This window comes from uncultured Kiloniella sp. (assembly GCF_937128705.1).
GTDB lineage: Bacteria > Pseudomonadota > Alphaproteobacteria > Kiloniellales > Kiloniellaceae > Kiloniella.
Map to the genome: position 1 here is coordinate 1 of NZ_CAKZMP010000256.1, position 5854 is coordinate 5854.

The 5854-nt window shown below is 42.6% G+C and carries 9 protein-coding genes; 5 read left to right on the forward strand and 4 right to left on the reverse strand.

Annotated elements, in window-relative coordinates:
- From Q0241_RS13150 to Q0241_RS13165, 4 genes are all read right to left on the reverse strand, one after another.
- The coding region (locus Q0241_RS13150; protein ID WP_299378200.1) for an AAA family ATPase at positions 1-277 on the reverse strand (277 nt) is incomplete at its 3' end.
- Complete coding sequence (locus tag Q0241_RS13155; protein ID WP_299378202.1) at positions 274-429, reverse strand: hypothetical protein; 156 nt, start codon at positions 427-429, stop codon at positions 274-276. The genes Q0241_RS13155 and Q0241_RS13150, both read right to left, overlap by 4 nt.
- The gene (locus tag Q0241_RS13160; RefSeq protein WP_299378204.1) at positions 419-880 is read right to left on the reverse strand and encodes a hypothetical protein; all 462 of its coding nucleotides are present in this window, start codon (positions 878-880) and stop codon (positions 419-421) included. The genes Q0241_RS13155 and Q0241_RS13160 overlap by 11 nt, the downstream gene beginning before the upstream one ends.
- Complete coding sequence (locus Q0241_RS13165) at positions 864-2324, reverse strand: DEAD/DEAH box helicase (protein ID WP_299378206.1); 1461 nt, start codon at positions 2322-2324, stop codon at positions 864-866. The genes Q0241_RS13160 and Q0241_RS13165 overlap by 17 nt, the downstream gene beginning before the upstream one ends.
- Before the next feature lie 304 nt (positions 2325-2628).
- Between Q0241_RS13165 and Q0241_RS13170 the strand changes: the two genes are divergently transcribed.
- The 5 genes from Q0241_RS13170 to Q0241_RS13190 all read left to right on the forward strand — a co-directional run.
- Entirely contained in the window at positions 2629-3267 is a 639-nt protein-coding gene (locus Q0241_RS13170) for a S24 family peptidase (protein WP_299378207.1), read from the forward strand.
- Positions 3268-3328: 61 nt separating this feature from the next.
- Positions 3329-3700: a hypothetical protein gene (locus tag Q0241_RS13175; protein WP_299378209.1), complete on the forward strand. Its 372-nt coding sequence runs from the start codon at positions 3329-3331 to the stop codon at positions 3698-3700.
- Complete coding sequence (locus Q0241_RS13180) at positions 3690-4523, forward strand: PD-(D/E)XK nuclease family protein (RefSeq protein ID WP_299378211.1); 834 nt, start codon at positions 3690-3692, stop codon at positions 4521-4523. The genes Q0241_RS13175 and Q0241_RS13180 overlap by 11 nt, the downstream gene beginning before the upstream one ends.
- A 2-nt stretch (positions 4524-4525) precedes the next feature.
- On the forward strand, positions 4526-5587 hold the full coding sequence (locus Q0241_RS13185) for a hypothetical protein (RefSeq protein WP_299378213.1): 1062 nt from the start codon (positions 4526-4528) through the stop codon (positions 5585-5587).
- A 2-nt stretch (positions 5588-5589) separates the two neighbouring features.
- A partial coding sequence (locus Q0241_RS13190) for a hypothetical protein (protein ID WP_299378215.1) occupies positions 5590-5854 on the forward strand: 265 nt, incomplete at its 3' end.

A 5854-nucleotide genomic window follows, 5' to 3' on the forward strand; every position in this document is an offset into this window, starting at 1 on the left:
GGGGATCTTCGACAGGTTGATAAATCATGCTGTGAATAGTCTGAGCGTTTTCAGCCCCTTTTTTGTGCATGACATGTGCTGCTTTTCCGGTATAGGCCCCAGTTAGGATATTTTTAATTTTATACCTTTCTTTAAGCCTATTTATAGCTTCTTCGGTAATTGTGGTTTTTCCAGTTCCAGCATATCCAGCAAGGTAAAATTCTTGTTTTTCTGTTTCACCAAACCAAATCAAAATATTTAAAACTGCTTTTTCCTGTGTTCCTGTGAGTGTTATCATTCCTTTTCCCCATCCCTTTTGTTTGCTTGATACCATTCCTCAAAATGGCCTTCTTTTTGCTCCCTGTCGTACCACCATCTAGGCAGTCGATCATAAGAACATTCCATCATCATTTCCCAATTCAAACGGGCCTGTGTTTTGTCATCCTCCATTGTAGTAACCCCCTTTGTTAAGTTTCTCATTGAAGCGCCGGGCGTTCTTTTCCGCTGACTTTGACATGCCATCAATCAGTTCACTGTGTTCATTCAACATCGGGAAAAGAGTTTCACAGGCCTTAGCAAAATCACTGTTGCTATCAAGAACAATAATTTCTCGTTCCAAAAGATCATTTAGCCAGTAGATAATTGTCAGAAAGACAACCATGACTGGGCGATTTTCAAAGCTGCTTAACAGTTCTTTTTGAATACGATTTATTCGCTTCGCCACTTTGGCCTTCTTTATTGGGTCTAGCCCTTCAAGTGGCTGGTAACAGGCATTTTCTAATTGAGTTAAAATCTCGCTATCATCGCCGTTCCATTCTTCGGCGCATCGTTGGGCCGGACGTATCAGAAGCCTTGCAGGTAAAGCTAGTTCTACTCGCTGACGGTCAGAGAGGTAAGGCATGATTACCTCCCGTTTTCTTCGTCCTAGCTTTGAATATGTGTTTGGCCCATGCATGTGGGTTGTTCATTCCACGTCGACGGCCCAGTTCGACAAGTTCAGATAGTGTCTGTGCTTGTGCTTGTTCCCGTTTTCGCTGGAATTTAAGCGCTTGCTTATCCACTTCGACAAGATCGCCATCGACCTGTTCTAGCTTACTGGCCTCTTTAACGGCTGATTTTCCGCAATTTGGGCATTGAGATTGTGCCGCTGGATAACATGCGTAACAATTTAAACATTGCCTGACGGGTGGGCCTTGGTCGCCATTTTCGGCTAGACGTTTCTTTTTACCTTCCAGTGACCACTGCCTTTCATCTTCAGGCAGGCCCAAGCGTAAACTGTTCCCCACGTGGTCTATGATGTATGCGTAATTTTTGCCTTCATATGGCCTTAGAACACGCCCACATTGCTGTAAGTGTAATGAAAGTGATTTTGTTGGGCGAAGTAGTAAGGCAGCAGTAACAACTGGAACATCTGTACCTTCGCTGATGATGTCGCAAGAGGTAAGTATATCCATATGCCCAGTCGCCAAGGCTTCAATTGCATTACGTCTGGCGTGATCATGCATTCCACCATCGACGCACATGGCCCGATAACCTGCAGCCTTAAAGTTTTCTGCGACATGTTTGGCATGATCCACAGATGCACAGAAAGCTATTGCGGGTTGTCCAGGGCATAGCTTGTTATAATGGCTGATCACATCACCAGTGATTGATGGCTTATCCAATCGTTCCGCTGAATCAGAGTTGTGAAAATCCCCGCCACGGGTTCTGATGCCAGTTATTTCAAATTGCATAGGTGGTGCAAAGACACGGGTAGGGGCTAAAAATCCATCATCCATAAGTGATTGGACTGATGGCCCCATAACCAGTGAAGTAAAGCAGCCACCAGAATCAACGCCAAGGCCTTTACCATCCAATCTTTCTGGTGTTGCTGTAACGCCAAGTAACTTAGCCTTTGGCATATATTCAATAACTTTTGACCATTGACCTGCAACTGCGTGGTGGGCCTCGTCGATCATTAGGAAGTCAAAAGGCCTAACGGTGTTAAACCGCCTTACTAAGGTTTGCACTGAACAAACCATCACCTTTGCATCGCTGTTATAAAACGATCTTCCTAGATGTTTTATTTGGTTTTTGATCGTAGCTGATGTGACAGATTGCGATGCTACAAGGCCATGAAATATGCCCATCTTGGCAAGAGCCATTGATGTCTGTGATACGAGTTCCTGTCGATGCACAATAACACCAACGCGGTTGCCTTTTTTCGCAGCACCATTTGCCATGTAGGAAATACAAACTGTTTTCCCCATACCAGTAGGTGCAACGCCCAGCGGTGCAGTACTGCCATGGCTGTAGTGTGAAGCAAGCTCTGATATGAACTGCTTTTGATTTGTTCTTAATTCCATTATTCCCATCCCTTTTCCCATCCCAGTATCGTCGGCAAAGTTCGGGATGGGAGTTGAACCGGTCAGTGGGGCGACCCTTGAGAGTTATCAAGATGCCGACGATTTACCGATTAACGGTGAATTTACCGATTCGGTCAAGTGGGAAATAAAATAAAAAATTAAAAGCACTCCATATCTTGCGTAATTAATGAAAATTAACCACCACTACCAGTGGTTGTTGCTCAAACGGTAAAACTAACTTTACGTAGATACCGAAAATAGGTAAATTAATAGGTATAAACGGCAGAACCAGTGGGGAATTATGATGTCGGAACTATCAAATCTTGCAAAAGTTGTTAGACAACGTATGGCTGATTTGGGCATACCATCTTATGTAGAGTTAGAAAAAAGATGCGAATTTAAGAGCGATGTAATTCGTAATTTGATGAATGGCAGGACGAAATCGATTCGTTCTCATCGTATAAATAAATTAGCTGAAGTATTAAAAGTCGATCCCTCTTTATTGTCTGATGACAAGATGAAGGAAACCAGCAAACGTTCAATCAGTTATGATAATTTAGCGACTACGGGGGACTTTGCTAGAGTTGCCTCAATGCCAGGTGATACAACGCATTCCTATGTATTTCCTAAGTCATGGTTTACTTTAAAGGGCATTAATCCAGATGGATTGAAAGCCATGAAGGCAAGCGGTGATTCAATGGTTTCAGTCATAAATGATGATGACATTGTATTGATTGATGTTAGCGATAAAGAACTTGCAGATGGACGTGTTCTTGCAGTCAAAATGTCTTCTGGAATTGTTATTAAAAAAATATTTGTTACCAAAAATGGTTATGAAGCCAGAGCGGAGAATCCTAAATATCCGGCTTGGGAAATAAAAAATTCTGACTTAAATGAATTAGAAATAATCGGGCGCGTTGTGGCGCGTTTCGGTACTTTGTAGCTTAATTATCCCTCCTAGTTTTACGATTTAAATACCGCCAATTAACAACTGGCGGTATTTTTTGTATTGCGAATCGGTAAATTTACCGTTTAGTATCGGTGAAACGGTATTTTGGTTCAGGGATGGGAAAAATGAAGCCAATAAACACAGCACCTATTCGGCGCAAAAATCTAATCCAGAAGTATTTTATCTACCCAATTCGCCAACAGATCCGTTGGTTAAAAACAATTTGGTGGATGAACTGATGGCTGTCACGAATAACACTCTGAAATTCCATACACTATCTGGTTTAGTTGCTTGGGTTTACACGGGGGCTGACCTTCTTTTGAAGCAACGCAGGATCGCCAGTGATGACGTAAAAGCTATGACCTATGGACAGGTGATCAGCCATTTCAACAAAGGTCATTTTTCACGGATTATTCATGATGTCTAAGGGCGGCAAAAATTCAAAGACAACAATCAGGGCAAGCTCACTACCTCAATACCCAGATTGTGAACGTCGATATGCTGCGAGGTCATTTTCAGAGCAAGTCAAGGCGGCTGGATATGAGTTGAAAACGATGTTGCCGAGCATAGGCGCCATTATTGGCACAGGAACCCATGAAGCACTCGGGTATGCAATGCTTCAAAAGATGGAAGGGCAAGAAATAGTAAAAGCAGATATGGAAGCTTTGGCTGTTGCATCGATCGAGGATGCTACCAAAGACGGAGTTGTTTGGGATCAAACAACAACCAACATGGATGCGGCTATTGTTCAGGCCATCAGGCAGGCAAAAATAATCTTACAGACCGTTGGGAAAGATATTAATCCGGTCGCAGTCGAAGATCATTTTAAAGCTAATCTGGGGGATGGATTTGAACTTTCCGGACATATCGATATCCGTGAAATCAATGGCATAGCAGATTTCAAAACGGGTTCCGTGCAACGAGCAAATCAAACTCAATATGGTGGGTACAGCTTACTCGCAAAATCAAATGGGCATAAAGTTGAAAGATTACGTGAAATTTATGTGCCCAGAGTTGGTAAGCGTGTCCCTCAGCCAGATCCTATAGTTACCGAATATGGTGTTGCCGTAGCCGAAAAAGGGGCTGCTGAAACCATTAAACACATCAAATCTGGATTAATCAAATTCAAGGAAACAGGTGAAAACTGGATCTTTTTGCCTAATCCAAATTCGATGATGTGTTCACCCAATTATTGCCCCGCATTCGGGACAAAATTTTGTCAATCACACAAAAACATTAAAGGAAAATAGTAATGGGAAATACAGAAACCACAAGTGGCGCTCTTCAAGTTACAGATAATGCGCTTCAGGTAATTCCACAGGGCGATATCTTTAACAACATTACGGCTTTTGAAGAAGCTCAACGGATAATTAAGCCATTAATTGACAGTGATATGGTGCCAGATATCTACCAAGGTAAAGTAGGTAATGGTTTGATAGCCTTGGATATGGCGCGGCGGTTAAACGCAAGCCCTCTTATGTTGATGCAAAACTTAAACATTATCCACGGCAGGCCATCGCTTGCATCGCAAATGGTTATTGCCTGTTTGAATTCATGCAAGAAGTTTTCACCGCTGCGATACAGAATAAAAGATCTAGGCAATAAAAAGGTCGAATACACAGAAGTGTATTGGGAAAACAAACAGAAAAAATACAGGAAAATTTCCACAGAAATCAAAGATACGAGTTTCATTGCCTATGCCACCGATTTATCAAGTGGCGAGGAAATTGAAGGACCTGAAGTAACTGTTGAAATGGCCGTGCAAGAAGGGTGGTATGGCAAGGCAGGTTCAAAATGGAAAACTATGCCAGGTCTGATGGGGCGGTATCGTTCCGCTGCATTCTTTGGACGCTTATACGCGCCAGAGATTACAATGGGGATGCCAACAGACGACGAGGTAATTGACCTTGGCCCACAAGATTATTCAGTTTCACCAGCCCCAGATTTAGTTGATCCATCAGATGATGCCATAGAAGAAGTTGAGGCTGAGATTGTTGAAGAAACTCAATCTGAAAAAACAAAACCATCAAGAAAACCACGGGCAACAAAAGCCGAATTGGATCAAGCTTTTCAAGATGGGATCTCTGCATTTAATGCTGGAAAATTTGATAATGATTACAGCGAAAATTGCACATCGGAAGCCCTGAAGAAAAGATTTATCGAAGGGCATCACAGTGCACAAAAAGCCAACCCAGAAAATGAGGAACAAGATAAATCAACAGAAGCCCCTTTTGAGGCTCCGGACAGTGAAGACGCTCCTGATTTGAATGATCCGTCTGACGATTCAGAAGACGACTGGAGCTTTGGGGATTAATCATGGAATTTACAATTAGCAATTTTATGGGCTGTTCAGAAGCAAACATCAGCGTTTCCAAACTCGCCTTGTTAGCAGGTACTAATCATCAAGGTAAAAGCTCTATATGCCGTGCCATGGCTGCGATTTTAACCGGCAACACATTTCCGCTGGGATTAAAAAAATCAGAAGGTGGCGCTCTGGTTAAAACGGGATCTGCTAAGGGGGAAGTAACTATATCCACTGCCAATGGGAATGCTTCGATAAATTGGCCTAAAGGTGAATTAT

Coding starts and splice junctions, on each gene's coding strand:
- Q0241_RS13155 (WP_299378202.1), bottom strand. CDS start 429: ATGGAGGATGACAAAACACAGGCCCGTTTGAATTGGGAAATGATGATG.
- Q0241_RS13170 (WP_299378207.1), top strand. CDS start 2,629: ATGTCGGAACTATCAAATCTTGCAAAAGTTGTTAGACAACGTATGGCT.
- Q0241_RS13160 (WP_299378204.1), bottom strand. CDS start 880: ATGCCTTACCTCTCTGACCGTCAGCGAGTAGAACTAGCTTTACCTGCA.
- Q0241_RS13165 (WP_299378206.1), bottom strand. CDS start 2,324: ATGGAATTAAGAACAAATCAAAAGCAGTTCATATCAGAGCTTGCTTCA.
- Q0241_RS13185 (WP_299378213.1), top strand. CDS start 4,526: ATGGGAAATACAGAAACCACAAGTGGCGCTCTTCAAGTTACAGATAAT.
- Q0241_RS13180 (WP_299378211.1), top strand. CDS start 3,690: ATGATGTCTAAGGGCGGCAAAAATTCAAAGACAACAATCAGGGCAAGC.